Consider the following 25,937-nt stretch of genomic DNA (forward strand, 5'->3'; position numbering starts at 1 on the left):
CCAGCGAACAACCCGCCAGTCACACCGGCAGATCGCCAAAATCCGTCAGCGCCGCATCGCGCAGGCCCCGCCACACATCGCGCGCCTGCACGGTTTCGGGCACATCGTGAACCCTCACCAACTGCGCGCCCGCATCCATCGCCTTGATCGCCAGCGCGATGCTCCCGCCGAGCCGCGCGTCCGCCGCAGCCTCTTTGCTCAAAGCCCCGATCATCCGCTTGCGGCTCGCGCCGAACAGGATCGGACAGCCGAGCGCATGGAACAGCGGCAGCGCATTGATCAGCGCGAGGTTGTCGGCGAGAGACTTGCCGAAGCCGAGCCCCGGATCGATCAGGATCTTGCCCCGCTCCACACCTGCCGCAATCGCCGCATCGCGCCGTTCGCGAAGCCTATCGAACACGTCGAACACCACGCTTTCGTAGGTCCCGCCCTCATGCAGGTCGGTGCCCTTCCCCGGCGCGTGCATCAGCACCACCGGGCAGCCGGTTTTCGCGACCAGCTCGGCCGAGCGCGGGTCGTAGCGCAGCGCGGAGACATCGTTGACGATCCCCGCCCCCGCCTGCAACGCCGCCTCCATCGTGCCCGCGCGGCGCGTGTCGATGCTGACCGCGGCGCCCATGCTGGCGGCGGCTTCCACTGCGGGCACCACGCGGCGGATTTCCTCTTCTTCCCACACCGCCTCGGCCTTTGGCCGCGTGCTTTCGCCGCCAATGTCGATGATGGAGGCCCCCGCCTCGACCATCGCGCCGATCGCATCGCGCGTGCCCGCCGGATCGTCGACATGCTTGCCCCCGTCGGAGAAGCTGTCGGGCGTCACGTTGAGGATGCCCATGACCTGCGGCTGGTCGAGCCGGATCGTGCGCGCGCCCAGCTCCAGCGGCGGGTGCGCCATGCGCAGGTTGCTCCACTGCGCCTCGGCCTCGGCGGCAACGCTGTCGGGCAGTTGCCCAAGCACCTGCGCGATGGTTTCAGGCGAAGCGCGCCAACGTTCAACAACGTGGTCATCCCGGCGCAGGATCACCGCAAAGCGGCTGGCATAGACGAGACCCCCGGCAAGCCGAATGGCATCGCCCTCCTCGCTCTGCGGACCCGGCGCGAAGCCGATCGGGCGGATGTAGACTTGGTCGCTCATGTGCCCTTGCCTAGCCCCTCTGTAGGGTTCCTGACACACCTGACACACAGTCTAAGGGGTAAAAATAGCGGTCGGATTGTGTACGAAAACCGAAAGGAAAGAGTGGTGCGCTGCGCATGGCCAGCATCCTAGAGCGATCGCATGAGGTAGGATAGCCGACCGCAGCGCTAATCGTCATCCCGGCCAGTCCTGCCCCTGATGGAGACGGGGGTCGGGATTGCGCTACTGCCTGCTCTTATTTCGAGAATATCATGTAACGGCAAGCGAAAGCACCGCGAGTATGAAGCTCAGCGCGATCAGCACATCGCCGTTGTCTCGTACCCAATCGGCGAACATGCCAACCACACAGTCGGACGCCCCTGCTCACGAGGCGCCATTTGGCGGTCCTACCAAATTGCGGCCGGGATGACGAGACGTCACGAATGCTGCTTGAAATCCATCCTGTCTTGAACGACGCGGCCGATTGGAACCGCCTCGCCGGAGGGCAGGAGAAAACCACCTGCTGCCGGATACACGCCCTGTGCAATCTGCGCGCGATAAAGGGCGTCCTGCATGTCGCTGAGCGTGATGCTCTTGCGGTTGGTGGCCATGAGGTGCTGCTGTTGAGAGCGATGCATCATCCGTGAAGCCACCCCCCCTTGCACCCGTCAGCGCAGCGCCGCGACCAGATCACGCTCGAAGCCAGCGGCATCCTCGCGCCCCGCTCTGAGCGTCGGGGTGTCCAGCGCCAGGCTCACGCGGCCCTTGGTCATCACCAGCCCCGCCTCGCAGAAGCCGCACAGGGTCGTGAGATCGTGCAGCGCCGTAATGAGCGTCAGCCCCTCTTCCACGAGCACGGCGAGCGCCGCGCGCGTATCGAAGGCCGCCACCGGATCGAGCCAGTTGAACGGCTCGTCGAGGATCGCGATGCGGGTAGGCCGTGCAAAGGCCAGCGCCAGCGCCGCGCGCTGCTTCATGCCGGAGGAGCATTGGCCTGCCTGCACCGCAAGCAGGTCGCCGATCCCCAGCGCCTCCCACAGCGCATTGTTGCGCTCCAACTGGATCGCAGGATCGTCGCCTGCCAGCGCGAGCAATTCGCGCGCAGTCAGCGAGGCTGGAAGCCGCTCGATCGGCGGTGCGAAGCCGATGGCGCTGGCGCGGGCATCGCGATCCCGGGACGTCTCCTCCCCGAAGATCGCGCAGCTGCCACTCGCGATAGGCAATCGCCCCGCGACGGCACGCAGCAGCGTCGTCTTGCCCGATCCGTTCGCGCCGATCACGCCGAACCAGCTCGCCTCGGCTATGTGTGCGCTCAGCTCGTGCACAATGGGCGTAGCACCACGGCGGACGCTGACGGCGGCAAGGTCGACTGCGGCGCTCATGCTATCAGCCACCGCGTGCCCGTGCCCTTGCGCGCAAACCAGACCATTGCCGCAAGGATCGCCAGCACGCCAAGCGGCGGGAGCGTCAGGGTGAGGTAGGCGGCGATCGCGATAAAGATCGACACCAACCAGTCCGCGAGAATCCGACCGAAGGCGCGGTAGGCGAGGATGCGCAGAGCAGTGATGCACGGCAATCCGATGGCGGCGATGGCCGCAACGCTCGCTGCCATCCAGTCCTGCGCGAGCGCGAGCACCGCCGCGAACGGAACCAGCAAGGCCAGCTGGATCGTCAGAGACTTGCGCAGCATCGTCGCCGCGGAATGGCCGACCATAGCCATGTAGCGCACGGCGGTCGCATCGACCTGCCCCGCCAGGACGACCACGGCCAGCGCATAGCCTCCGGCGACCAAGCCATCGAGGTGGTTCTGGCTGGGCAGCAGCGCGCAGGCCAGCCCGACCGCGGCCGAGAATACCGCCACCAAGCCCATCTCACGCCGATGCCCGAGCATCCGGGGGGGAGTCGGCATGGGGCCCGCCATGAAGCGCGGGACGAAGTTGGCGGCGACTGCCAGCAGGAGGCCCAGCGCGGTTCCGGCAGCGATCCACCCGGCCAGGCTTATGGACGGTAGCCCGGCGATGGACGCCATCCCTGCTAGCAGGATCGCAAGTCCGCCTGCGAGCAGCGGCAAGACGAAGCTGAGCAGAACGGATGATCGCTGGGCATGATGGGCTAGCGCCCCTTCGGTGCGGTGATAGTCGAGCCGTTCCGCCACCGCCTTTGCGAGCGTCGCGGCAATCACGAAGCCGGCCACTCCGACGATGATCTCCCGCCGGTCTACGACAAGCTGCGCCAACCACACGCGCGCAAATAGGGCAAGGATCGGAAGGGCGACAAGCAGCGTCAGCAGGTCGCGCCAACGCTCGGCCACCTGCCGGGCAAGAGCGCCCGCTATCGCCGCATCGTGCCTGAGAAGTGCGAAGCGCAACGCGGCCTGCCTTCAGGTCAATCCTCCGTCGCGAGCAGATAGAGCTGCCGCGCAGCGTCGAGAGGTTTCACCAGTCCCTCGTCCTCGAAGTGCCAGAAGGTCCAGCCATTGCAGCTGGGGGCGCCTTGCAGGTCCTTGCCGACCTGGTGGATCGAGCCGGTCATCTTTTCGTGTGCCAAAGACCCGTCGGCGCGCACGGTTGCGGTCCAGTGGCGTTTCTTGTCGAACACCTGCGTGCCGGGTTTGACGAAGCCCGCCTCCACCAGCGTACCGAAAGCGACACGCGGCGCGGTGCGCTTGCTCTGCATCGTGGTCAGCGCGCTTTCGTCCAGCGGCAGTTCCTTGTCGATCCGCGCGCGGGCGACGGTGCGGTAGGCCTCCTCGCGCTCGCAGCCGATCCATTCGCGGCCCAGCCGCTTGGCGATCGCGCCGGTGGTGCCGGTGCCGAAGAACGGGTCGAGCACGACATCGCCCTTCTCGGTCGTCGCCAGCAGCACGCGATAGAGCAGCGCTTCGGGCTTCTGGGTCGGGTGCGCCTTGTGGCCCTGTTCGTCCTTGAGGCGTTCGCCTCCGGCGCAGATCGGGAAGGTCCAGTCGCTGCGCATCTGGAGCTCGTCGTTGAGCGTTTTCATCGCGCGATAATTGAAGTGATAGCGCGCCTTTTCGCCCTGGCTCGCCCAGATCAGCGTCTCGTGCGCATTGGTGAAGCGCGTGCCGCGGAAGTTGGGCATCGGGTTGGTCTTGCGCCAGACGATGTCGTTGAGAATCCAGAAGCCCAGATCCTGCAAGGTCGCGCCGAGGCGGTAGATATTGTGATAGCTGCCGATCACCCACAGAGCGCCATCGGGCTTCAGAACGCGTCGGCACTCCGCCAGCCAGGCCTTTGAGAAATCGTCGTAAACCTTGAAGCTATCGAACTGGTCCCAGTGATCGGTTACGGCATCGACATGGCTGCCATCGGGCCGGTTGAGATCGCCGCCGAGCTGGAGGTTGTAGGGCGGATCGGCGAAGACGAGATCGACGCTGTTGTCGGGCAGCGAACGCATCGCGGCGACGCAATCGCCGTCGAGGATCTGGCCCAGCGGCAGATCGGGCGCGATCTCGACGGGTTTGGCGCGCGCGACACGCACCCTCGTTTTCGTTTCAACGACCATGATATGCGTGCGTCCCCCAAAAACCTGTCGGTGCGGGCCCTGATTGCCCGTCCGAGTTATCCACAGGGGGACTCGATGAGTCCTCGCGGAGTCCCCGTCAAGTCAAACTTGGTAAACGGGGATGGTTTATGTGGGGTAAAGGCCGCCGATTCCTCGTTTGGAATCAGTACGCAGCCTACGCAAATGCGAGCGCGGTGTTGGCCGCGAAACCCGCCAGCATCAGCAGCCCGAACAGCCGCCCGATGCGCGGCAGGAAGCGGCACATCAATACCAGCAGCAGCGCGGAGGCGGCGGCGATCGGCCAGCCGTATTTGAGCAGCTCGACCGGCAGGGCCTGCCCCGAAACGCCCATCGTCACCCCGCCGATCAGCAGCAGGTTGAAGATGTTGGAGCCCAGCACGTTGCCCAGTGCCAGTTCCGCATGGCCGCGGAACGCCGCGACGGCAGAGGCGGCGAGTTCGGGCAGCGAGGTACCGACCGCCACGATGGTCAGGCCGATCACCGTCTCGCTCACGCCCAGGTCGCTCGCGATGTCGATCGCACCGGTCACCAGCCAGCCGCCGCCGAACACCAGCGCAGCGAGTCCGGCAGCGAAGAACACCAGCGAGAGGAGGAAATTGGGCGCGGGATGCTCATCCTCTTTCTCCTCTACCTGCGCGGGCGGGTGGCGGTATCGCCACACGATATAGACGACCAGCGTCACCAGCAGGCCCACCCCGATATATTGCGCGCCGAGCCCCTGCCAGGCGATCGCCCACACCCCGAGCGTGACGAGCAGAGCGACGACCGAATCGCGCCTGCCCATGCCTGCCAGCACGATCGGCGCGATCAGCGCCGCGCCGCCCAGGATCAGCAGCGAGTTGGCGATGTTCGAGCCGACTATGTTGCCCCACGCGATCTCGGGCGACCCGGCGAACACCGCCTGCAAGCTCGCGACCATTTCGGGCATCGAGGTCGCCGCGCCGACGATCACCAGCCCGGTGAACAGCGTGGAGATGCCAAACTTTTTCGCGATACCCACCGCGCCGCGCACCAGCAGTTCGCCCCCGATGGCAAGAGCGAGCAGTCCGACGGCGATCAGGATCAGCGATCCGGTCATGCGTTCGCACCTCTTTTGTTACCGCGCAGGAGGATCAGCACGCCGAGCAGCGCCGCGATGACCGAGCCGGAGAGTACGCCGAGCTTGACGGCATTGATCTGTTCGGGGCTCGCGAAGGCGAGATTGCCGATGAACAGGCTCATCGTGAAGCCGATCCCGGCGATCAGCGACAGGCCCCAGACCTGCAGCCAGCCCACGCCTTCGGGAAGGCGCGCAATTCCGCTCTTCACCGCCAGCCATGCAAGGCCGAAGATGCCGATCTGCTTGCCGACCAGCAGGCCCAGCGCGATGCCAAGCGGCAGCGGCGCGAGCAATGCGGCAGGCTCCATCCCTTCGAAGGAGACGCCCGCATTGGCGAGCGCGAAGATCGGCACGACGAGGAAGGCGACCCACGGGTGCAATTCATGCTCCCACGTTTCCAGCTTCGGCTCGCCCTTGCGGTCCACCATCGGGATGCACATCGCCAGCGCGACGCCCGCAAGCGTGGCATGGACGCCCGATTTGAGCACGAAGTACCACAGCGCGATGCCGAGGATGGCGTAAGGGATCGAGGAGCCGACGCGCAGATATCCAAAGCCTGCGAGGAGGACCAGCACGACGGCAGCCGCGCCCAGCATCGAGAGGTCAACACCGGGGGTGTAAAACAGCGCGATGATCGCGATGGCACCAATGTCGTCGATCACCGCCACCGCCAGCAGCAGCGCCTTGAGCGCCACCGGCACACGGCTGCCGAGGAGAGCGAGAATGCCGAGCGCAAAGGCTATGTCGGTCGCGGCGGGGATCGCCCAGCCCTGCAGGTTGGCCGGTTCGCTGAGGTTGATACCGACGAACACCAGCGCAGGGATCGCCATGCCGCCCAGCGCCGCGAAGATCGGCAGCGATGATTGCTGCCAGCTCGACAGCTGGCCGATCAGCACCTCGCGCTTCACCTCCAGCCCCACGAGCAGGAAGAACAGCGCCATCAGCCCGTCGTTGATCCACAGGAGGGCAGATTTCTCCACGCCCGTCCCGCCGACTTTCGCCGTGACCGTCGTGTCGAGCATCCCGAAATAGGCGGAGGCGAGCGGGCTGTTGGCCCAGATGACCGCGACCGCAGCGGCGGCCATCAGCACGATCCCCCCTGCGCTTTCCTGATGCAGGAAGTCGCGCATCGACCGTGCGGCACGGGCAAGGACTTCGGGCGGGCGCGGTGCGGGCGTCGGCTCCGGTCTGGGCGCGGTGGTCATGTTATTCCCCCGGGAATGCTTGCCGGGCCTTGGCAGGCGACGGCGCGTTAGACAAGGAAAAGGCACCGCGCGATGCATCGCGCGATGCCAGTTTGATACTCAGGTTGGGGTCAGGCCCTAGAGCGAACCCGCGAGCCGGTGAGCGCGGCGATCCGGTCCTTCACGAGAAGGCGCATTTTCTTCATCCGCTTGCGATCTTCCTGCCGGGCGGGTGCGCGCATCGTGTCGATCGCACGATCGAGACGGCGGTGGGTCTGGCGAAGCTTATCCAGATGCGATTGCATGGTCTTCTCCTTGGTTGGGTTCCGGCAATTTCGGGGCTCAAGACCGATAGGTCCAATTGAAACTCGCCTGCAAATCCGATAGATTTCATCTATGGCCATCACTCTCAAGCAGCTCCGCTACCTGACGACCTTGCAGGACGAGCGCCATTTCGGTCGTGCGGCCAACCGGCTGCACGTCACCCAGCCCACGCTCAGCCAGCAGGTGCGCCAGCTCGAGGCGACCCTGGGCGCGACACTGGTCGAGCGGGGGCAGCCCGTGTCGCTGACCCCGATCGGCCGCGATGTCGCTTCGCGGGCGCGCAACATCCTGCGCGAGGTGGCCGATATTCACCACCTGGCGGATCGCGCACAGGGCATGCTGTCGGGCACGGTGCGCTTCGGGGTGACGCCCACGCTCGGCCCCTACCTCATGCCGCAGGTGGTCCTGCGCCTGCACGCCGCGCATCCTGAATTGCGGCTGTATATCCGTGAAGGCTTCCCCGACGAGCAGGCGCGCGCGCTCGCCAACGGGGAACTCGACATGCTGCTCGCTCCGCTGCCGATCGACCATCCGCGATTGCATGTCGAACCGCTGTTTCGCGAACCGCTCGCGCTGGTCGGCCCGCCCGATCATCCGCTGCACGGCAAGCCCGAAACGCTGGCGCGTGATTTCGGGGGCGAGGCGATCCTGAGCCTCGATCCGCGCCACCACTATTCGCGGCAGGTCGCCGAAATCTGCGATCGGCTGCGCGCCAACCTGTTGCGCGACTACGAAGGCACGAGCCTCGACGGATTGCAGCAGATGACGGGATCGGGGCTCGGGCTGTCGATCCTTCCCGAAACCTACCTGCGCTCGGAATCGGGCGGCGAGCACATCGTGCGGCGCTTCGCGGTGGCCGACTGGGAGGCCTACCGATCGATCGCGGGCGTCTGGCGCAAGGGATCGGTGCTGAGCGAAGCCTTCGCCCAGATCGCGAAGGTTATCACCGAAGAGGCGAACCGCACGCTGGGTTGATCACGCCGGGTCGATCGGAGGGCCGTGCGATCAGGTCGCGGGCGCAAGCCCCGGATCGACCCCGGTCATATCCTTCGAAATTTCCCACAGGCGCGCGGCGAGCAGCGGATCGCGCGCGGTGGCGGTCGCAACCGCCCGGCCCGAGGAGCCACCGGTCGCCTCCATAAAGCCATAAGGCCCGTAGTAGTCGCCGCCCTGCGCCGCCGCATCGGTCGCCGCCTGCAACGCGGGCAACGCGCCCTGTTTGGCGGTGTTGAGCAGCGGTCCGAAAATCGGCATCACGATCTTCGCCCAGCCGACCTGCCGGGTCAGTTCGGTCTTCGCAACGCCGGGGTGGCACGCGATGCTGGCGATCGGCGACCCTGCGGCGCGCAGCCGCCGGTCAAGCTCCAGTGCAAACATCAGGTTGGCAAGCTTGCTCTGGCCGTAGAATTTCTGGAGCGCATAGTCGTGCTCCCCCGACAGGTTTTCGAAATCGATCGCCGCCGGGCGATGCGCAATGCTCGACTGGACGACGACGCGCGGGTCCTTGCCCTTGGCGAGCGCGGGCAGCAGCAGGCTGGCCAGCGCGAAGTGGCCGAGGTGATTGACCGCGAAATGCCGCTCCGCCCCGCCCGTGCCGATGCCGTGGGGCACCCACATGATGCCGGCATTATTGATCAGCAGGTCGAGGCTATCGATCCCTTCGGCAGCGGCGCGGACCGACGCCATGTCTTCCAAATCGAGCTCGACGATGTCGATCTCGGCCCCCGGTACGGCTTTGAGCATGTCGTCGCGCGCGCTCTGCGCCCGGTCCATGCTGCGGCAACCCATCAACACGTGCGCGCCGTTTTTCGCGAGCATTTCGGCAATATGATAGCCGATCCCGGTATTCGCGCCCGTGACGAGCGCGGTGCGCCCCGACTGGTCCGGAATATCGTCGAACGTGAAACCCTTCATGCGCGCATCTCCAATTGCATTTCCAGCTGGGCCACCGGTGCGAAGCTGCGACGGTGCAGCGCGCAGGGCCCATGCACCCTCAATGCATCGAGATGCTCTGCGGTCCCGTAACCCTTGTTCCTGTCCCACCCATAGTGCGGATGATCGCGCGCGGCGTCGGCCATCAGTCGGTCGCGCCATTCCTTGGCGACGATGCTGGCGGCCCCGATAGCAGGCTCTCGCCCGTCGCCGCCCACGATGGCGCGCGCGGGCCAGCGCCAGCCTTCGCACCGGCCATGCGGAGTCAGGTTGCCGTCGATCAGGACCATGTCGGGCGCGCGGCCCATTGCTTCGGCCACCCGCTCTACCGCGATCGTCATCGCGAGCATGGTCGCACCGAAGATGTTCAGCCGGTCGATTTCGTCAGGCTCGATCTGGGCGACGGCCCAGGCGCACCGCCGCCGCACCTGCTCGTCGAGCGAGGAACGCTTGGCGCTCCCGAGCTTTTTGGAATCGTCGAGCCCACCCGGGCGCGGCTTGCACAGCGCCACAGCGGCGGCCACAACCGGCCCCGCAAGCGGCCCGCGCCCAGCCTCGTCGACACCGACGACCAGCGCACCGGGCGGACAAGAGGCCGCGAATTCGGGATAAGGACTTTTTGCGAACATGACCAAGAACCGCGTGTTTACCGCCCTCATAGCTAGCAGCACAGCCCTCGCCCTCTCAAGTTGCGGCAATGCCGGCACGGGGGAGAACAGCCCCAACCCCGCCGCGTCCACCGCCACGGGCTCGCCCACGGGCGGCGCCGCGGACGAGATCGTCGGCCCCTTCGCGGTCGAGAACATGGGCACCTTCGACGAGCCATGGGCCGGCGCATTCGTGCCGGGCACCAACACGCTGGTGATTACCGAAAAGCCGGGCAAGATCGCGGCGATCGACGTGGAAACCGGCGAGCGGATCGCGATTTCGGGCGCACCTGAGGTCGATTACGGCGGCCAGGGCGGCCTTGGCGATATCGCCTTTCTCGAAAGCGAAGCGGGCCGCGATACTCAGAACCGCACGATCTATCTCAGCTGGGCCGAGGCGGGTGACGGCGATACGCGCGGCGCGGTCGTCGGCAAGGGCGACCTGTTGTGCCTGAAGGTCGACAGCTGCGAGATCGTCGGCCTCGAAGTGATCTGGCGCCAGACCCCCAAGGTGACCGGGCGCGGCCACTATTCGCACCGCATCGCCTTCAGCCCGGACGAGCAATACATGTTCGTCGCCAGCGGCGACCGCCAGAAGAAAGCCCCTGCACAGGATACCTCCAACACGCTCGGCACGGTAGTGCGGCTCAACCTTGATGGCACCCCCGCAGCGGGCAATCCGCTGGCCGATCGCGGATCGCCCAGCGACCAGATCTGGAGCTGGGGCCACCGCAATATCCTGGGCCTCCAGTTCGACAGCGCCGGTCGCCTCTGGGATCTCGAACACGGGCCTGCGGGCGGCGACGAGCTGAATCTGGTGGAGCGCGCCGACAACTTTGGCTGGCCCGAACGCTCCTACGGCGACAACTACAACGGCTCGCCGATTCCCGATCACACGCCCGACGACGGCTTCACCAAGCCCGCGATCTACTGGACCCCGGTGATCGCACCGGGCGATTTCCTGTTCTATTCGGGCGACATGTTCGGCGACTGGCGCGGCGATGCGCTGATCGCGAACCTGAAGGAGCAGAACATCGTGCGGGTCGAGATGAATGGCACGCGCGCCACGGAAGCCGCGCGCTACGAATTCGGGGAGCGCCTGCGCGACATCATCGAAGGGCCCGATGGCGCACTCTATGTGCTCGAGGATGGCAATAATGCCCGCCTGCGCAAGCTGACGCCTGCGGGGTAGCTCTCCCGCCCGAAAGAATCGACAGCGGGCGCGCGGGGGACTAACCGGCGCGCCCGTTCCTTTTTCAGGCTCCCGCGCTTTACCATGCCCACGATCGTTCCCATCGACGCCGTTCCGCCTGAACTGCATGAGCAACTGCTCGACGCGGCCTTCGGCCCGGACCGCAGCACGCGCACCGCCTACCGCATCCGCGAGGGGCTGGAGCGACTGGGCAGCGTGAGCTTCGCGGCGCTGGACGACGAGGATTACCTCGCGGGCACGATCGAGCTGTGGCCCGTCTCGCTCACGGACGAGGACGGCAAGCAATATCCGCTGCTGATGGTCGGCCCCGTGGCGGTCGCGCCGAGCCGCCAGAAGCAGGGCTATGGCCGCGCGCTGATGGCGGCCGCGCTGGGCGCGGTCGAGGGGCCCGCGTCGGCCGAGAATCCGGCCCTGCCGCAGGTGCTGATCGGCGACCCCGAATATTACGAAGCATGGGATTTCGTCGCCGGGCCGACCGCGCAGTGGGACACGCCCGGCCCGGTCGAGCGGCACCGCCTGCTGGTCCGCTGCGCCAACCCCGCCGTGCTGCCGGTGCGCGGGATGCTGGGGCCATGGCGAAGCGAACAGGCCTGATCGCGATGCGGCCTTCGGGCCCGATTGCCAGCCCCCCACCCTTCTGCCACAGGCCTTCCAATGCCTTACGAGCCCCCGCCCCACCTCGCGTCACTGACCCTGTCGCAAATCGCCGCGCAGGTCGAAGCGCGCAAGCTGCCGCCAGTCGAAGGCTGGGCCCCGCAGCAGGAGGGCGAATCCAACATGCGCATCGCCGCCGACGGTACGTGGTTCCATGAGGGATCGCCGATCACGCGCGAGGCGATGGTGCGCGCATTCTCGGGACTTCTGATCCGCGATGCAGATGGCGCGCATTTCCTGATCTCTCCGTTCGAAAAGCTCTCGATCGAAGTCGAGGATGCGGCCTTCATCGCGACCGACATGGTTGTACGCGACGAAAACGGAGAACCAGCACTCGCCTTCCGCCTCAATACCGATGAACTGGTGATCGCGGGGCCGGACCACCCGATCTTGGCACGCGGAAGCGCGGAAACGCCTGCGCTCTATGTCGGCGTACGGCGTGGGCTGGACGCGCGGCTCAACCGCAGCACCTACCAGCAGCTTGCCGAACATGCCCTTGCGGTATCTTCCGCCAAGGGGGGCGAGGACTGGACCGTCTCCAGCATGGGCGAGAGCTTTCGCCTGAAACCGTGAGCGATCTGGTCACCCGCCTCCAGACGATCTTCGACGAAGGGCACGGGGTCGAACTACCCGGCCTGCTGACCGATCGCGCCTTTGCCGATGCGAACTCCCGCCCCGCCGCCGTGCTGATCCCCGTCACCGATCGGCCCCAGAGCGCCGGGGGGCCCGGCGCGATCCTCACCCAGCGCCCGCAGGACATGCGCAATCATCCGGGCCAGGTCGCTTTCCCCGGCGGCAAGCTGGACGCTGGCGAGGATGCGGTCGAGGCGGCGCTGCGCGAGGCGCACGAGGAGCTGGCGCTCGATCCCTCGCATGTGCGGGTGATCGGCGCGACCGACCGCTATCATACCGGCACCGGCTTCGACGTGACTCCGGTACTCGGCGTCATTCCGCCCGACCTGCCCCTGGTGCCCAATCCGGGTGAGGTCGAAAGCTGGTTCGAGGTGCCGTTGGCAATGCTATTCGACCGATCGAACTACACTGAGCAATACACGATGTGGAAAGGGGCCGAGCGCCGCTATTACGAGATGCATTACGAAGGCTACCGCATCTGGGGGGTCACCGCCGCGATCATCTTCAACCTTTCGCGGCGGCTGGAGATTACGGAGAGCTTCGGTGGCTGAGCGTTTGCCGCAGGTCGAATGGTCGCAGCGCGAAGACCTCGCCGCGCTAGTGGCGGCGCTGGGCGCGGAGAATATCCGCTGGGTCGGCGGCGCGGTGCGCGACACGCTGCTCGGGGCTACGGTCAAGGATATCGACGCGGCGACGCCCCTGCGGCCCGAAGCGGTGATCGAGGCGTGCAAGGCGGCCGGCATCCGGACCGTGCCGACAGGGATCGACCACGGCACGATCACCGTGCTGCTCGATGGTGGTTCGGTCGAAGTGACGACGCTGCGTCATGACGTCAGCACCGATGGCCGCCGCGCCACGATCGCCTTCGCAAGCGACTGGCGCGAGGATGCCGCGCGGCGCGATTTCACGATCAACGCGCTTTATGTCGACCCGGCAACGCTGGAATTGTTCGATTATTTCGGCGGGCTGGCCGATCTGGAAGCACGGCGTGTCCGCTTCATCGGCGATGCCCGCCAGCGCATCCGCGAGGATCACCTGCGCATCCTGCGCTATTACCGCTTTCAGGCGCGCTTCGGCGCGGAGTTGGACGAGGCGGCTGAGGAAGCCTGCGCCGAACTCGCTCCGACCATGAAGGGCCTGAGCCGCGAGCGCGTCGCGATGGAACTGCTCGCGATCCTTGCGCTGCCCGATCCAACCCCCACGCTCGCCCGGATACGGGCCCGCGGGGTGTTGCCGGTCATTCTGCCCGAGGCTGGCACGGCACAGATTGCCGCGCTCGAACGGCTGATCGCGGCCGAGCGTGGGCACAGCGCCGAACCCAATGCTATCTATCGGCTTGCCGCGTTGCTGCCCGCCGTCGAAAGCATCGCCGAGAGCGTGGCCGCGCGCCTGCGCCTGTCGCGCAAGCAGCGCGATCTGCTCGCCTGTCTCGCAGAACGGCGCGCCGCCGACCATGTGGAGCCGAAGGCGCTGGCCTATCGCACGGGCCGCGACTGTGCGGTCGGGCGCCTGCTCCTGACCGGCGGCGACTTCGGGGCGCTGAGCGATTGGGAGATTCCCGAGCTGCCGCTAAAAGGCGGCGAAATCGTGCAGCATGGGGTTACCGGGGCCGAGGTTTCGCGCCTGCTCCGCAAAGTCGAAGCGCGCTGGGTTGCGGAGAATTTTCCACCCCGCGAGCGCGTCGTCATACTTCTCGCAGAAGAATTATCCGCCCGAACAAACTCTTAAGCTTACCTTCATGCGCAAGAATCTATTTCCCATGCATCGGATTTGGACGGTGTCCCATGATCGACCCTCAGGCGGTTGACATCATTTAGCCGTATTTTCATACCGACCGACCTCGCTCTACGCCTTTTTGGGCCGGAGGAACCGCCCAGTGCGGGACCGTCTGCGGGATTCAAAAGTTTTAAGGGGAAACCCCCCGTGCCGTGGCCGCGATGGTCGCGACCTTGAAAGGAGAACAACCTGATGAAGTTCAAGACCGCCCTCGCCGCCGTTGCAGCCATGACGCTGACCGGCACTGCCTACGCCCAGGTCGGCCCCGAAGTCGGTGCGACCGTCTACGAAGCGCCCAACGGCGAAATCGGCGGCGTGATCGGCACAATCGAGACGATCGAAAACGACACCGTGCTCGTCGATGTCGACGGGATGGACGCTCCGCTTCCGCTGGCCGCTTTCGGTGAAGGCCCCGACGGCCCCGTCATCGCGGCGACCAAGGCACAGATCGTCCAGATGCTCCAGCAGGCCCAGGCCCAGGCCACTGCGGCACGCGATACCGCGCTGGTTGCCGACGCGCCCGTGATGACCGCCAACAGCGTTCCGGTCGGTAAGATCGAGTCGGTCGACGGTGACAACATCATCCTTGCCCTGCCCGAAGGCAGCGTCGCCCTCGTCCGCACCAATTTCACCGCCGATGCCAATGGCAGCCTGATGGTGCTCTACACCAAGGCGCAGCTGCTTGCCGCGTTGAATGGTGAAGACATGCCCGAAGGCGAAGCGATGGCCGAAGGCGCTGCCGAAGGTGGCGAGATGGCCGCCGACGCCGAATAATCCGAACACGGCTTACCCTCGGAGCCACCAGCTTTGAGGGTCGCAAGGGGCGGGTCGCATGCCGAAAGGTGTGCGGCCCGCCTTTTTTGTCGGGGCCCGTGTCACCCCGCCTGGAGAGCCGGGGAGGCGGGTTAGCGATCAATCGAAGCGGTTATCCCGCGGGAAACCCTGCGGCGGCATTCGGCCCATCCCGCCGCGCGCGACCTTCCATTGCCACATCTCGGATTCGGTCCGCGTACGCTCGCCCGATCCGCCCATCTGCCAGCTGAGACCGTCCTCCAGCCGGAAAGTGGTAACGTCGGACATCCCGCCATCCTTGTAGCGTTGCAGCTGGACGCCTTGCCCGCGCTGCATCTCGGGCATTTCCTCGAGGTTGAAGACCACCAGCTTGCGGTTGTCGCCTACGACCGCGACATGATCGTGGCCCTCGCCGATACGCGCAGCCTTGGCCATCTTCGCATCGCCCTTGAGGTTCATGACCGCGCGGCCCTTGCGCGTTTCGGCCAGCAGATCGTCGCTCTTGACGACGAAGCCCTTGCCCGGCGTGCTCGCCAGCAGCAGCCGTTCGCTTGGGCGGTGCGCCCATGCCGCGACGATATGCGCCGCGTTGTCGATATCGAGCATCGTGCGCACCGGCTCGCCGAAACCGCGCGCGCCGGGCAGCTTGTCCGCACCCATGGTGAAGAAGCGCCCGTCGTCGGTGGCAATCAGCAGCTTGTCGGTCGTTTGCGCGTGGAAGACGAAAGCAAGCTCGTCGCCTTCCTTGAACTTCCAGTCCTGCGTCAGGTCGACATGGCCTTTCGCCGCACGGATCCAGCCGCGTGCCGACAGGATCACCGTGATCGGCTCCTTCTCGATCATCGCGTCCATGCTGAATTCGACCGTCGGCTCGGCCTCGGCGATAGTCGTGCGGCGCGCGCCCAGCGCGGTATCCTTGCCATATTCCTTGCGCAGCGCGGTCAGGTCGCGCTTCAGGCGCGTGCGCTGGCGGGCGGGACTATCGAGCAGCTTGTTCAGCTCGTCCTGCTCCTTCAGCAGTTCGTCCTTCTCCTGCCGCAGCTGCATTTCCTCCAGCTTGCGCAAAGACCGCAGCCGCATGTTGAGGATGGCCTCGGTCTGCCGGTCGGTCAGGCCGAATTCGGCCATCATCACCGGCTTGGGCTCATCCTCGGTCCGGATGATCTCGATCACCCGGTCGAGATTGAGGAAGGCGATGATGTAGCCTTCGAGCAGTTCCAGCCGGTCCGCGATCTTCGCCAGCCGGTGGCGGCTGCGGCGCTGCAGGATATCGATCTGGCTGGCGATCCAGTTCTGCAGCAGCTCCTTGAGGCCCATCACCAACGGCGTGCGCGTTGCGTCGAGCACATTCATGTTGAGGCCGAAGCGCGTTTCGAGGTCGGTCAGGCGGTAGAGCGATTCCTTCAGCAGCTCGGGGTCGACATTGCGGCTCCGCGGAACCAGCACGATGCGGATCTGCTCGTCGCTCTCGTCGCGCACGTCCTCGAGGATCGGCACCTTCTTGTCCGCGATCACCTGCGCGATCTGCTCGATCAGCTTGCCCTTGGGCACCTGGTACGGGATTTCGCTGATGACGAGCTGCCACTGCCCGCCACCCAGCCGCTCGATCCCCGCCTCGCGATCGGCTTCGGCCTCCGCCTCGGCGGCATGGAAGCGCGCGCGGATGCGGAAGCTTCCGCGCCCGGTTTCGTAGGCGTTGGAGATCGTTTCCGCACTGTCGACGATCAGGCCACCGGTGGCGAGGTCCGGGCCCTGCATCAGCTGCATCAGCTCGGAATGCTCGGCCGCCGGGTTCTCGATCAGCGCGAGCGTCGCGTCGATCACCTCGTCCACATTGTGACTCGGGATATTGGTCGCCATGCCCACCGCGATCCCGCTGGCCCCGTTGGCGAGCAGGTTGGGGAACAGCCCGGGGAAGACGAGCGGCTCTTCTTCCTCGTTGTTGTAGGTGGGAACGAAATCGACCGTGCCTTCGTCGAGCCCCGCCATGAGCGACATCGCGGTCTTGGTCAGCCGCGCTTCGGTGTATCGCGCGGCGGCCGCGTTATCGCCGTCGATATTGCCGAAGTTGCCCTGCCCCTCGACCAGCGGATATCGCAGCGCGAAGGGCTGCGCGAGTCGGACCATCGCGTCGTACACCGCCGTATCGCCATGCGGGTGGTACTTGCCCAGCACCTCGCCGACCACGCGGGCGGACTTCTTGTACGCAGTGTCGGGCCCAAGACGCAGCTGACGCATCGCCCACAGCAGACGGCGGTGGACCGGCTTCAGCCCGTCGCGAAGGTCGGGCAGCGAGCGCGCGGTGATCGTGGACAGCGCATAGACGAGATAGCGCTCTGACAGCGCGGTCTCGAACGGCGCATCGACGATTGCAGCGGGGGAATCGGGCTCCGCGGGGCCCTGATCTTTGGAAGCCATCGGCTCGCCCTACCACCGGCTCGCCTTGGCCAACAGCACGGAACGACAAGCTTTCCCCGCCCGTTTAACACGTGAAACCGCATTTGATACGAAAGGACTTCATCATGGCCAAACGCGTTATGATTCTCGCCACGAACGGCTTCGAGCAATCGGAGCTGTTCGACCCCAAGAAGAACCTCGAAGACGCAGGCATCGAAACCGAAGTTGTCAGCCTCGAATCGGGTGAAATCAAGGCTTGGGACAAGGATGACTGGGGCAAGACGGTCAAGGTCGACAAGACCGTGGACGACGTCGCCAATTGCGAAGGCTACGATGCCCTCCTCCTGCCCGGCGGCCAGATCAACCCCGACCTGCTGCGCGTCAACGACCGCGCCGTCGCGATCGTCCGCGAATTCAACGCTGCGGGCAAGCCGATCGCCGCGATCTGCCACGCTCCGTGGCTGCTGATCGAAGCCGATCTGGTGAAGGGCAAGACGCTGACCAGCTACCACTCGATCCGCACCGACATGAAGAATGCTGGCGCGAATGTGGTCGATCAGGAAGTGGCCGAAGACGGCAACCTGATCACCAGCCGCAATCCGGACGACATTCCCGCCTTCTCGGAACGCCTGATCAGCCGCGTGCTGGAGAAGGTCCCCGAAAACGCCTAACCGCGTGAAGAAACGACATTGGTGAAGGCCCGGTCACAGCGATGTGAACGGGCCTTCGCATGTCTGGGCCGGACCTGTTGCGGACCCAAGCGCAGGGGCCGCGCATTGGTCGGTCATGATCGACACCCGGCTTGCGACCCTCTTTACCTTCGTCCTCCTCCTTGTCGGGGGCGCGAGCGCCCCTCTTTTTGCGCAGGATGGTCGACAGGTCGAACAGGGCAGTTCGTCAACGGTCTATGAGGTCGAAAGCCTGAACAATGGCGCGGGGCAAGAGCCGCCGCGCCTGTTCCTCGATACCCCGATGGGCCTGATCGAAAGCTTCATGGTCGCAGGCGACCAAGAGGACTGGACCCGCGCGAGCGCCGCACTCGACTATACCAATATCGAGCGGAGCGTCGCCGAAATCCCGCGCGAGGAACTCGCCGCGCAGCTCTATCACCTGATGAGTCACACGGTCGCGATCGATTGGGCACAGCTGCCCGACCGGCCCGATGCGGTGGATATCAATGCGAGCAGCAAGAACCCCATGGCCGGCGTATCGCGCCGCTCGCTCACTATCGCGATGCTCGAACTGGGCAGCCGGCGCGTGCCGATCCGCCTCGCCCGGGTGCAGGAGCCGGGGGGAGAGCCCGTCTGGGTCTTCAGCCGACAGACGGTCGCGAACGTCCCCGCCCTCTACGACGAATACGGCCCGACCGGGTTCGAAAAGATGCTGCCCGCCCCCTTGCGCGAACAAGCGGCATGGACGCTCGCCTGGTGGGAGTTGATCGTACTGCCGCTGGTGCTGATCGTCGCGGCTCTGGCGGGTCTGCTGACCTATCTCGCCATTCGCCGTCTGCGCGAACGCTACGACACCGATACCAAGATCGGCGGCGTGTTGCAGGCGGTCCACCTGCCCGTCACGCTGCTCGCCTTTGCGGGTACCTTTGGCCTCGTGCGCAACAGCGTGCTGCGCCTGTCGGGTCCGGCCAAGGACCTGCTCGACCCGTTCCAGCTGATCCTCGTCATCGCCGCCATTCTCGGCATCGCGCTCGCCGCAATCGAAGCGCTGTTCGAGTTCGCCACCAACCGCCGGACCGACGAGCTGGAGGCGCCGGGCAACCACGAAGACCGCAATTTCTACACCAAGATGAGCGCGATCCGCCGCATCGTGACAGCGCTACTATTGCTAGCGGCGGTCGGCTTCCTGCTGGTGGCGAGCAATATTGCCGACACGCTCGGCTTCTCGATCCTCGCCTCGGCGGGCGTGCTCGGCCTCGTGCTCGCCTTTGCCGCACGCAAGGTGCTGGGCGACATCATGGCGAGCGTGCAGATCGCCTTCGCCCAGACCGCGCGGATCGGCGATGCCGTCCAGTTCGAAGGTCAGTGGTGCTTCGTCGAGAAGATCGGCTTTACCCACCTGCGCCTGCGCACGTGGGACGAGCGCCGCGTCATCGCCCCGGTCAGCACCTTCACCGGCGAAAGCTTCGAGAACTGGACCAAGCAGGACGCCAGCATGATGACGCATGTCGAGCTGCAGTTGGACAACCGCGCCGATGTCGACGCCCTGCGCGAGGAATTCTGCAAATTCGCGAACCAGGACGAGGACGTCGTCGATCCCGAAGATGCGGTGTGCGAAGTCGTCGCGCAGGATGCCCGGTCGAAAACCGTACGCTTCATGGCGCGGGCCGCCGATCCCAAGACCGGGTGGTCGATGCACTGCCGGGTGCGCGAACACATGCTCGACTTTGCGGCGCGACTCGATGCGACCGCCGAGCCCCTGCCAGTCTATTTCGCGCGCGAACGCGAGGTGACCCTCGAAGGTTCTGCCGAATAGGCCGCTCGCGCCTCGTCGCCTCAGAGAACGAAATCGCCGAGCAAGTTCAAAGCCTTGCCACAAATGCGGCAGGGAAGGCCCAATTGTGTCTTGACCATGTCTTAATTGCGGCGCAATTATGGCGATATCAAGGCATAAAGGAGGCAACTATGAGGCGTGCTTTTCGGAAACCCCTGATTTTGTGTGCGGCGCTGCCGCTGGCGGCAGTCGCGGCGTGCAGCGATGCGTCCTATGAGACCGAGGAGGCGGCAGTGGTCGACGCGGCCTCCGACTATGAAGGCGACGCGATGATGGCGGAGGAAACCGCCGAGGCCGTCGCCGATCCAGCCGCGGGCCCCGATGCAAGCCTGCCGCAACTCGGCGCGCTCGAAGTCAGCCTGCCAAAGCTCGCCTATGTCTACGATTTCGCGTTCCGCATGCCGGGCGAGGATATCGGCACGCTCCAGCGGCGCCATGCGGACCTGTGCGAACAGCAGGGCCCGACGAGTTGCCAGATCGTGGGGATGAGCAAATCGGGCGAGGAGGCAGACGAGGTGACGGGCGAACTGCAACTCGCCGTCGCCACCCGCCATGCCCGCGCCTTCGGTGCGCTGCTCGAAAAAGAAGCGGGCGATATTGGCGCGGAGCAGATCTCGGCAGAGATTTCCGCCGAAGAGTTGTCCAAGCAGATCGTCGACACCCAGGCGCAGCTGCGCGCCCGCACCGAGCTGCGCGACCGGCTGATGGAGGTGCTGCGCACCCGCAAGGGCAGCGTGAGCGAGCTGGTCCAGGCCGAACGCAGCGTCGCGCAGGTCAATCAGGAGATCGACCAGGCGCGCAGTTGGCTGAGCGAAATGCAAGGCCGCGTCGCCTTCAGCAAGGTGACGGTTCGCTACGAAACCGGGCAGCCGGTAACCAGCGACTTCCTGAAGCCGGTTCAGCGCGCGCTCGGCTCGCTCGGAGGGATCTTCGGCTGGACCCTCGCCGTGCTGATCGTGCTGGGCGCCATCGCACTGCCGGTGGGCGCGGTGGTCTGGGCGGCGCGCAAGCTCGGCTGGGTCGGCAGCCCGGCTACCTAGCGGCCCTTGTTGGTTGGCGGGTCGTCTTTCTCCCGGACGGCCCGCCGCGGAGGGGCATCTGCACGGGCGGGCGGAGGCCCCTCCACCCCGTTACCCCCGGCTCATATCATGCGCATCGGCGGGGATGGCGACTTCCAGCCCGTCGAGCGCGTCGGTGAGGGTAATCTGGCACGACAGGCGGCTGGTCGGCCGCACGCCATAGGCGAGGTCGAGCATGTCTTCCTCGTCCTCGCTCGCCTCGGGCAGCCGAGCGAACCATTCCTTGGCGACGAGCACGTGGCAGGTGGAGCAGGCCATCTGCCCCTCGCACGTGCCCTCCAGCGGCATCCCCGCCGCCTGCCCTACACGCAGCAGCACGTCGCCGGGCTCTGCGTCCGTCTCGACCCGTTGGCCGTCCGATTTGATGAAGGTGACTTTCATCCTTGCGAGTCTGCCGCCTCGAGGATGATCGAGCAAGCGCGCTGCATATCTTCGCGCGTAGTATAGCGGCCCCAGCCGAGGCGGATCGAGGATTTCGCCTGCGCATCGCTCAGCCCGATAGCGCGCAGCACATGGCTCGTCCGGCCCGATCCGCTGGCGCAGGCCGACCCGGCGGAGAACATGACTTCGCGGCATTCGCTCATCAGCCGGGCGACGTCGAGGCCGTCCTTGCGGATGTTGAGGTTGCCGTGCCAGCGCTGCTCCGCGCTGCCGTTGAGCGTCCAGCCATCGAACGCATCGCGGGCGATCTGCCACAGCTCTTCGGCATGCGTCGCGTCCTCTTCCATCCGCTCGACCGCCTGCGCCGCCGCCGCGCCGAACCCGGCGCATAAAGCAGGCGAGAGCGTGCCCGAACGTAGCCCCTGTTCCTGCCCGCCGCCCTCGACATGCGGGATAAGCTTGAGCCCGTCGCGCACCCACAGCGCACCGATGCCCTTGGGCCCGTGCAGCTTGTGTGCGCTCACCGCGATCATGTCGGCCTCCGCGGGCAACGCCATCTTGCCCGCCGCCTGCACCCCGTCGACCAGCAGCAGCGCGCCGGTTTCCTTGGCGCGCTTCGCCATCTCGGCAATCGGCTGGATGGTGCCGATCTCGTTATTGACCTGCATCACCGCGAGCAGCCCGACATATTTGGGCATGTCGACATCGGGCACGATCACGCCATCCGCGCCGACCGGCAATTCGGTCCAGTTGCCGATGGCCTTGACCGTATCGATCACCGCCGCGTGCTCGATTGCGCAGAACGCCGTGTGCTCGCCCGAGCGGACCGCGGCATTGCCCCGGATCGCGAGGTTGATCGCTTCGGTCGCGCTGCCGGTGAAGATCACCTGGCCGCCGGGCGGGAACAGCGCCGCCACCTGCTCGCGCGCGACCTCCACTGCCGCCGCAGCCATCCGGCCCATGCGGTGCGGGCTGTGCGGATTGCCGAAAGTGTTGGAGTCGGGCCCGCCGAGCCATGGGATCATCGCCTCACGCGCTTCGGGCGCGAGGGGGGTGGTGGCCTGGTAGTCGAGGTAGATCATTGCTTTCTCATCCTACCCGCTACGTCGCCCCGGACTTGATCCGGGGCAAGGCTTTCTTGCGGGGCGACGCGAAAGAAAACGGGACCCCGGATCAAGTCCGGGGGGACGGCGGAGCTTCAGGTGAGGCTGCGCCAAGCCTCAGCGAACGCGTCCAGTTCCTCCGGCGTGGTGCTCCACCCCATGCTGACCCGGATCGTGCGCGCGGCGACATCGTCGGGCACGCCGAACGCATCGAGCACACGGCTCTTCTTGAGCGTGCCCGAGGAACACGCACTTCCCGCCGAGACCGCGAAACCCATCGAGTCGAGGCGGATCAGCTGAGCCTGGGCGCTCATGGTCGGGTGGGCAACGGCAATGATATAGGATCGCTGGGGACCGAAGATCAGCGGTTCCCCAACTCCTCGGAGCTGATCGCGTAGATCGAGACGCTGCCCAGCATCGGTTGCCCAAGAACGCTGGCCTCCGGCCTCCAGAGCCGCGGCGAAGCCTAACGCGGCAAGCATGTTCTCGGTCCCTTGCCGATAGCCGCGCTCGTGCCCACCCATAGGCTCAAGCATCGCATAGTCGCGCACCAGCAGCGCGCCGATCCCGATGGGACCGCCCAGTTTATGGGCCGAAACAACCGCCATATCCACATCGGGTATCCGACGCTTACCTGCGCTTTGCGAGCAATCGCACAGGAACAGCCCACCAACTGCGCGAACCCGTTCTACAATCTCTTGCGTGTGATCGCTTCCCGGTCTGATCAGCTCGGTGCCGGTCTCCGAATTGACCGACTGGATGGCAACCAATGCCTTGCCCGGCTTGGCCAACGCCGTGTCGAGAGCTTCGCACTCCGGTTCGGCCATCATCTCTGCGATCGGCACAACCTCCGCATCGGGCGCTGCACGGAACACCGCATCATGCTCCACCGCGCTCACGATACGCCGATCCACCTTCGCGCGGTTGAGCGCGATCCACAGCGCCTCGCTTGCGCCGCTGGTGAAGATCACCTCGCCTTCCCACGCCAGCGCCGCCTTCAACCGGGTGCGGGCATCTTCCAGCGCCTGCTTCGCCTTGCGTCCCTCGGCGTGCGGAGACGAGGGGTTGGCCCAGATCGCGAAGCCCTCCTCCATCGCGGCCTTCGCCTCGGGGCGGAGCGGCGAGGTGGCGGCGTGGTCCAGATAGATGCGGGGGCGCGCCATCAGATGCTCGAAGTAATTGCGAAATGCGGCATAAAGCCTATATAGCCGCCCACCTCGCGCGCGCCACCGCCCAAACCGATGGCGCTTGTGCCAGCCCAGCTATTTCCGGATCACAGCACCAATGCCCACCGTCATCTTCCCCGGCCCCGAAGGCCGCCTCGAAGGCCGTTTCTCGCCCCCGCCGCGCCCGCGCGCGCCGGTCGCGCTGATCCTCCATCCGCACCCGCAGGGCGGCGGCACGATGAACGAGCGGATCACGCAGAGCCTGTACAAGACCTTCGTCGATCGCGGCTTCGCGACTTTGCGCTTCAATTTCCGCGGCGTGGGCCGCAGCCAGGGCAGCTTCGACAACGGCATCGGCGAACTCTCCGACGCGGCCAGCGCGCTCGACTGGATCCAGTCGATCCACGAAGAAGCGCAGGTCACCTGGGTGGCCGGTGTGTCTTTCGGCGCGCTGATCGGCATGCAGCTGCTGATGCGCCGCCCCGAGATTCGCGGCTTCATCTCGGTCGGTGCGCCGGCGAGCATGTACGACTTCAGCTTCCTCGCCCCCTGCCCCGCCAGCGGCATCTTCGTCCACGGCGCGGCCGACACGGTGGTGCCGCCGCCTGCGGTCACCAAGCTGGTAGAGAAGCTGCGGACGCAAAAGCACATCACGATTCACCACGAGGAAATCCCGCGTGCCAACCACTTCTTCGAGAAGGAGCACGACGAGATGATGGGCGCGGTGAACAATTACCTCGATTTTCGACTCGATCCTTCCTGCCCGATCCGCTGATCACGCAGGCCGGATAGGCCGCACTCCCGTCAGGCTGAGCTGAAACCCGCAGTTTTGCGGGGCGTAGAGCCGTGTCGTTATTCGGTTCGGCTTTGAAACGTTATACCATCTAGCGCTTGTTCATAGTAATAATGTATCATCTCCGTGTGCCGGCCAGCAGCCGGTTCGCAAAAAACAGGAGAGATGCCAATGGCATACGCCACAGCAAACACCCCCCAGAACCGGATGACGGCCATCGTCACGGTCGGCGCAATCCATGCCGGGCTCGGCGCGCTGCTCATCTACGGACTGACCACGGGCGGTTTCGCACCGCCAAAGGATCCTCCGATTAGCGCCGGTCAGATTCCGATAGAGCCGCCACCGCCGCCGCCGGAGCCGACGCCCGAGCCAACGCAGACCCAGGACGCGTCATCGCGCTCAATCGTTGCGCCCAAGCCGCCGATCAGCATCCCGACCAGCGCGCCTAGGGTCGACACCAGCGACATCATCCTGCCGCCGACCCCTCCCGTGCCTAACGTCATCCCGTCCGCCCTGCCGACGATTGCCCCGCCGCTGCCCCCGCCGCCAAGCCCCACCCCCAGCTTTGACGCCGTGCCCGCGCGCCCGGCAAACAATCCGGGCGGCTGGGTCACGCAGGCGGATTACCGGACCAGCTGGATCTCGCGCGATTATGCGGGGACGGTCGGTTTCCGCGTGTCGGTCGGGGCGAGCGGGCGAGTGGAAGGCTGCTCGGTCACGCGTTCCAGCGGCGTCTCTGCGCTCGACGAGGCGACCTGCCAGCTGGTGACGCGGCGTGCGCGCTTCGATCCGGCGAAGAACGATCAGGGCCGCGCGACGGCGGGCAAGTATACCGGCGCGGTGCGCTGGCAGCTGCCCGACTGATCGCTAGCCCATTTCCCCGGTTTCGTCGGCCGGCACGCCATCGATCGGCGAGCGGCCGCTGGAATCGGGGATCGTCCAGATCGCGACATTCAACATCGCGACGAGCGCCGCGACCACCATCAGGCCCGCTTGCTTGCGGTAGCCACGGCGAAACAGGATGAACGCGCCGCCGATCAGGACCAGCGATGCGAGGACGAGCAGCGAAAGGACGATATCGAGCATGCCTTTCGCCTACACCCGATCGCGCCGATGCGGAACGCCCGATGCAGCCGAAGCTTGTCTTTAAATGCGGCACCCCTGCCGCGATGAGCGACAGGAGATGAACATGGGTATTTTCGGATCGATCAAGGACGCGATCTTCGGCGACGACAAGCCCGAGAAGAAGCCGGCGCCCGCGCCATCGACCACCCCTGCGAAGGAAACGATCAACAATTCGGGCGTCGCGTTCGAACCGACCAGCACGGTCGACGTGGCAGAGCGGCTGGACCAGATCGAGGGTTCGGACAGGCTCAACTGGCGCACCTCGATCGTCGACCTGCTCAAATTGTTGAGCATCGATCCCAGCTACGAAAACCGCAAGGAACTGGCGGGCGAGATGGGCCGCGTGGATTACGAAGGCAGCGCCGAAGACAATATCTGGCTGCACAAGCGCGTGATGCAGGAAATCGCCGACCACGGCGGCAATGTGCCCCCCGAACTGCTTCAGTAAGGCAAGCGCACCAAAGATTTGACGGGTGTGGC

28 protein-coding genes are annotated in these 25,937 nt (G+C 65.8%); 13 read left to right on the plus strand and 15 right to left on the minus strand.

Translation table 11 applies throughout. The features are described 5' to 3' along the window. Positions 1-19 precede the first annotated feature (19 nt). The 8 genes from folP to AAG612_RS04900 all read right to left on the minus strand — a co-directional run bounded on the left by folP (position 20) and on the right by AAG612_RS04900 (position 7,242). A complete protein-coding gene (gene folP / locus AAG612_RS04865) occupies positions 20-1,132 on the minus strand; it encodes a dihydropteroate synthase (protein WP_342507771.1) in 1,113 nt (370 codons plus the stop codon). Between the two features lie 416 nt (positions 1,133-1,548). Further along, positions 1,549-1,722: a hypothetical protein gene (locus AAG612_RS04870; RefSeq protein WP_342507773.1), complete on the minus strand. Its 174-nt coding sequence runs from the start codon at positions 1,720-1,722 to the stop codon at positions 1,549-1,551. 57 nt (positions 1,723-1,779) lie between these two features. After that, positions 1,780-2,493, minus strand: a complete 714-nt coding sequence (locus tag AAG612_RS04875; RefSeq protein ID WP_342507774.1) for an ABC transporter ATP-binding protein — start codon at positions 2,491-2,493, stop codon at positions 1,780-1,782. After that, entirely contained in the window at positions 2,490-3,479 is a 990-nt protein-coding gene (locus tag AAG612_RS04880; RefSeq protein ID WP_342507776.1) for a hypothetical protein, read from the minus strand. The genes AAG612_RS04875 and AAG612_RS04880 overlap by 4 nt, the downstream gene beginning before the upstream one ends. Before the next feature lie 17 nt (positions 3,480-3,496). Beyond that, positions 3,497-4,633, minus strand: coding sequence for a site-specific DNA-methyltransferase (locus tag AAG612_RS04885; protein ID WP_342507778.1), 1,137 nt, complete (start codon positions 4,631-4,633; stop codon positions 3,497-3,499). A 175-nt stretch (positions 4,634-4,808) separates the two neighbouring features. Next, positions 4,809-5,732, minus strand: coding sequence for a calcium/sodium antiporter (locus tag AAG612_RS04890; RefSeq protein WP_342507781.1), 924 nt, complete (start codon positions 5,730-5,732; stop codon positions 4,809-4,811). Continuing rightward, entirely contained in the window at positions 5,729-6,958 is a 1,230-nt protein-coding gene (nhaA, locus tag AAG612_RS04895) for a Na+/H+ antiporter NhaA (protein WP_342507783.1), read from the minus strand. The genes AAG612_RS04890 and nhaA overlap by 4 nt, the downstream gene beginning before the upstream one ends. 110 nt (positions 6,959-7,068) lie before the next feature. Next, complete coding sequence (locus tag AAG612_RS04900) at positions 7,069-7,242, minus strand: HP1242/YdcH family protein (protein WP_342507785.1); 174 nt, start codon at positions 7,240-7,242, stop codon at positions 7,069-7,071. Between the two features lie 91 nt (positions 7,243-7,333). On the opposite strand from AAG612_RS04900, the gene AAG612_RS04905 reads away from it, so the two are divergent. Continuing rightward, positions 7,334-8,236, plus strand: a complete 903-nt coding sequence (locus tag AAG612_RS04905; RefSeq protein ID WP_342507787.1) for a hydrogen peroxide-inducible genes activator — start codon at positions 7,334-7,336, stop codon at positions 8,234-8,236. Between the two features lie 30 nt (positions 8,237-8,266). Here the strand turns inward: AAG612_RS04905 and AAG612_RS04910 are convergent, their stop codons facing one another. Beyond that, positions 8,267-9,175, minus strand: coding sequence for an oxidoreductase (locus AAG612_RS04910; RefSeq protein WP_342507789.1), 909 nt, complete (start codon positions 9,173-9,175; stop codon positions 8,267-8,269). Next, positions 9,172-9,822, minus strand: a complete 651-nt coding sequence (locus AAG612_RS04915) for a ribonuclease HII (RefSeq protein WP_342507792.1) — start codon at positions 9,820-9,822, stop codon at positions 9,172-9,174. The genes AAG612_RS04910 and AAG612_RS04915 overlap by 4 nt, the downstream gene beginning before the upstream one ends. On the opposite strand from AAG612_RS04915, the gene AAG612_RS04920 reads away from it, so the two are divergent. From AAG612_RS04920 to AAG612_RS04945, 6 genes are all read left to right on the plus strand, one after another. Further along, positions 9,821-11,032 (plus strand): PQQ-dependent sugar dehydrogenase, encoded by a 1,212-nt coding sequence (locus AAG612_RS04920; RefSeq protein ID WP_342507795.1) that lies wholly within the window; start codon positions 9,821-9,823, stop codon positions 11,030-11,032. The genes AAG612_RS04915 and AAG612_RS04920 overlap by 2 nt on opposite strands. A gap of 84 nt (positions 11,033-11,116) precedes the next feature. Next, positions 11,117-11,647, plus strand: a complete 531-nt coding sequence (locus AAG612_RS04925; RefSeq protein ID WP_342507796.1) for a GNAT family N-acetyltransferase — start codon at positions 11,117-11,119, stop codon at positions 11,645-11,647. A gap of 60 nt (positions 11,648-11,707) precedes the next feature. Continuing rightward, on the plus strand, positions 11,708-12,280 hold the full coding sequence (locus AAG612_RS04930) for a DUF1285 domain-containing protein (protein ID WP_342507798.1): 573 nt from the start codon (positions 11,708-11,710) through the stop codon (positions 12,278-12,280). After that, positions 12,277-12,891 carry a CoA pyrophosphatase gene (locus AAG612_RS04935; RefSeq protein WP_342507800.1) on the plus strand — a complete coding sequence of 205 codons (615 nt, stop codon included), beginning with the start codon at positions 12,277-12,279 and terminating at the stop codon, positions 12,889-12,891. The genes AAG612_RS04930 and AAG612_RS04935 overlap by 4 nt, the downstream gene beginning before the upstream one ends. Continuing rightward, positions 12,884-14,068 (plus strand): CCA tRNA nucleotidyltransferase, encoded by a 1,185-nt coding sequence (locus AAG612_RS04940; protein ID WP_342507802.1) that lies wholly within the window; start codon positions 12,884-12,886, stop codon positions 14,066-14,068. The genes AAG612_RS04935 and AAG612_RS04940 overlap by 8 nt, the downstream gene beginning before the upstream one ends. Before the next feature lie 240 nt (positions 14,069-14,308). Further along, complete coding sequence (locus AAG612_RS04945; RefSeq protein ID WP_342507804.1) at positions 14,309-14,890, plus strand: hypothetical protein; 582 nt, start codon at positions 14,309-14,311, stop codon at positions 14,888-14,890. Positions 14,891-15,028: 138 nt separating this feature from the next. On the opposite strand, the gene parC is transcribed toward AAG612_RS04945, so the two are convergent. Then, positions 15,029-17,326: a DNA topoisomerase IV subunit A gene (gene parC, locus AAG612_RS04950; RefSeq protein ID WP_342507806.1), complete on the minus strand. Its 2,298-nt coding sequence runs from the start codon at positions 17,324-17,326 to the stop codon at positions 15,029-15,031. A gap of 104 nt (positions 17,327-17,430) precedes the next feature. Between parC and AAG612_RS04955 the strand changes: the two genes are divergently transcribed. The 3 genes from AAG612_RS04955 to AAG612_RS04965 all read left to right on the plus strand — a co-directional run bounded on the left by AAG612_RS04955 (position 17,431) and on the right by AAG612_RS04965 (position 20,850). Beyond that, complete coding sequence (locus tag AAG612_RS04955) at positions 17,431-17,976, plus strand: type 1 glutamine amidotransferase domain-containing protein (RefSeq protein WP_342507808.1); 546 nt, start codon at positions 17,431-17,433, stop codon at positions 17,974-17,976. Between the two features lie 115 nt (positions 17,977-18,091). Further along, the gene (locus tag AAG612_RS04960) at positions 18,092-19,792 is read left to right on the plus strand and encodes a mechanosensitive ion channel domain-containing protein (protein ID WP_342507810.1); all 1,701 of its coding nucleotides are present in this window, start codon (positions 18,092-18,094) and stop codon (positions 19,790-19,792) included. 149 nt (positions 19,793-19,941) lie between these two features. Continuing rightward, a complete protein-coding gene (locus tag AAG612_RS04965) occupies positions 19,942-20,850 on the plus strand; it encodes a DUF4349 domain-containing protein (protein ID WP_342507812.1) in 909 nt (302 codons plus the stop codon). A 90-nt stretch (positions 20,851-20,940) separates the two neighbouring features. Here AAG612_RS04965 and AAG612_RS04970 read toward each other — a convergent pair whose 3' ends face one another. The 3 genes from AAG612_RS04970 to AAG612_RS04980 all read right to left on the minus strand — a co-directional run bounded on the left by AAG612_RS04970 (position 20,941) and on the right by AAG612_RS04980 (position 23,536). After that, positions 20,941-21,270 (minus strand): 2Fe-2S iron-sulfur cluster-binding protein, encoded by a 330-nt coding sequence (locus tag AAG612_RS04970; RefSeq protein ID WP_342507814.1) that lies wholly within the window; start codon positions 21,268-21,270, stop codon positions 20,941-20,943. Beyond that, the gene (locus tag AAG612_RS04975; protein ID WP_342507816.1) at positions 21,267-22,352 is read right to left on the minus strand and encodes a cysteine desulfurase family protein; all 1,086 of its coding nucleotides are present in this window, start codon (positions 22,350-22,352) and stop codon (positions 21,267-21,269) included. The genes AAG612_RS04970 and AAG612_RS04975 overlap by 4 nt, the downstream gene beginning before the upstream one ends. 116 nt (positions 22,353-22,468) lie before the next feature. Further along, positions 22,469-23,536: a cysteine desulfurase family protein gene (locus tag AAG612_RS04980; RefSeq protein ID WP_342507818.1), complete on the minus strand. Its 1,068-nt coding sequence runs from the start codon at positions 23,534-23,536 to the stop codon at positions 22,469-22,471. A 121-nt stretch (positions 23,537-23,657) separates the two neighbouring features. On the opposite strand from AAG612_RS04980, the gene AAG612_RS04985 reads away from it, so the two are divergent. Together AAG612_RS04985 and AAG612_RS04990 are read left to right on the plus strand one after the other, a co-directional pair. After that, positions 23,658-24,314, plus strand: a complete 657-nt coding sequence (locus AAG612_RS04985; RefSeq protein WP_010238692.1) for an alpha/beta hydrolase — start codon at positions 23,658-23,660, stop codon at positions 24,312-24,314. A 189-nt stretch (positions 24,315-24,503) separates the two neighbouring features. After that, positions 24,504-25,196 (plus strand): energy transducer TonB, encoded by a 693-nt coding sequence (locus tag AAG612_RS04990; protein ID WP_342507820.1) that lies wholly within the window; start codon positions 24,504-24,506, stop codon positions 25,194-25,196. Between the two features lie 3 nt (positions 25,197-25,199). Here the strand turns inward: AAG612_RS04990 and AAG612_RS04995 are convergent, their stop codons facing one another. Beyond that, positions 25,200-25,418 (minus strand): hypothetical protein, encoded by a 219-nt coding sequence (locus AAG612_RS04995; protein WP_342507822.1) that lies wholly within the window; start codon positions 25,416-25,418, stop codon positions 25,200-25,202. Between the two features lie 103 nt (positions 25,419-25,521). Between AAG612_RS04995 and AAG612_RS05000 the strand changes: the two genes are divergently transcribed. Further along, a complete protein-coding gene (locus AAG612_RS05000) occupies positions 25,522-25,905 on the plus strand; it encodes a DUF3597 domain-containing protein (RefSeq protein ID WP_342507824.1) in 384 nt (127 codons plus the stop codon). Positions 25,906-25,937: the final 32 nt, after the last annotated feature.

The organism is Citromicrobium bathyomarinum (genome assembly GCF_038594605.1).
In the GTDB taxonomy this organism is placed as follows: Bacteria; Pseudomonadota; Alphaproteobacteria; order Sphingomonadales; family Sphingomonadaceae; genus Alteriqipengyuania; species Alteriqipengyuania bathyomarina_B.